Source organism: Paenibacillus vulneris (assembly GCF_039543185.1).
Taxonomy (GTDB): Bacteria; Bacillota; Bacilli; order Paenibacillales; family NBRC-103111; genus Paenibacillus_S; species Paenibacillus_S vulneris.
On the sequence record NZ_BAABJG010000016.1, the window covers coordinates 1 to 1320 of the forward strand.

At 51.2% G+C, this 1320-nt stretch carries 2 tRNA genes and 3 rRNA genes; all 5 read left to right on the forward strand.

Features of this window, described 5'->3' with window-relative positions:
* A 16S ribosomal RNA gene (locus ABEA66_RS17380) occupies positions 1 to 54 on the forward strand; the annotation flags it as partial.
* A gap of 107 nt (positions 55 to 161) precedes the next feature.
* Positions 162 to 278 (forward strand): 5S ribosomal RNA (gene rrf, locus ABEA66_RS17385).
* A 33-nt stretch (positions 279 to 311) separates the two neighbouring features.
* Positions 312 to 388 (forward strand) — tRNA-Ile (locus ABEA66_RS17390).
* Between the two features lie 21 nt (positions 389 to 409).
* Positions 410 to 485: transfer RNA gene (locus ABEA66_RS17395), tRNA-Ala, on the forward strand.
* 111 nt (positions 486 to 596) lie between these two features.
* A 23S ribosomal RNA gene (locus tag ABEA66_RS17400) occupies positions 597 to 1320 on the forward strand; the annotation flags it as partial.

Sequence of the window (1320 nt, forward strand, 5' to 3'; positions counted from 1 at the left end):
GTGAAGTCGTAACAAGGTAGCCGTATCGGAAGGTGCGGCTGGATCACCTCCTTTCTATGGAGTCCATGATGGCTGTAGGTCATCGGACAATATGCAGTATATACTGCAAACAACATTCACTCGTTGCTCAGTTTTGAGAGGGTAATACTTCTCCATATTCGTTTGGTGATGATGGCGGAAGGGAACCACGCGTACCCATACCGAACACGAACGTTAAGCCTTCCAGCGTCGATGGTACTTGGACCGAAGGGTCCTGGGAGAGTAGAACGTCGCCAAGCGAACCCAATTATGGGTTTGTAATAAGTTCATGAGGGCCCTTAGCTCAGCTGGTTAGAGCGCACCCCTGATAAGGGTGAGGTCGGTGGTTCGAGTCCACTAGGGCCCACCATACAATTTTATATTTTGATATGGGGCCATAGCTCAGCTGGGAGAGCGCCTGCCTTGCAAGCAGGAGGTCAGCGGTTCGATCCCGCTTGGCTCCACCAATATTCTGTTAACGGACATCAAGTAATTGATGTGACAGTTACAGAGCGATTGTTCCTTGAAAACTAGATACTGAAATACAATGCGTAGAGCAATACAACGTGTATTAGCATGGTTAAGCTAATAAGAGCACACGGAGGATGCCTAGGCGCTAGGAGCCGATGAAGGACGTGGCGAACGACGATATTGCCTCGGGGAGCCGTAAGCAGGCTTTGATCCGGGGATGTCCGAATGGGGAAACCCAGCTGAGGTAATACTCAGTTACTCACATCTGAATACATAGGGTGTGCAGAGGCATACGAGGGGAACTGAAACATCTAAGTACCCTCAGGAGAAGAAAACAATAGTGATTCCGTCAGTAGCGGCGAGCGAAAGCGGAATAGCCCAAACCAGGGGGCTTGCCCTCTGGGGTTGTGGGACGTCAATAGGCGAAAAGTTGGTTAGGCGAAGCAGTCTGGAAAGGCTCACCATAGGGGGTAAAAGTCCTGTAGCCAAAAATCAACGTATCGCTAGACGGATCCCGAGTACCGCGAGACACGTGAAACCTCGTGGGAAGCAGGCAGGACCATCTGCCAAGGCTAAATACTCCCTAGCGACCGATAGTGAAGCAGTACCGTGAGGGAAAGGTGAAAAGAACCGCGGGAGCGGAGTGAAATAGAACCTGAAACCGTGTGCTTACAAGAAGTCAGAGCCCGTTAACGGGTGATGGCGTGCCTTTTGTAGAATGAACCGGCGAGTTACGTTCCCGTGCAAGGTTAAGGTGAAAAGCCGAAGCCGCAGCGAAAGCGAGTCTGAATAGGGCGCTATAGTACGTGGGCGTAGACCCGAAACCGTGTG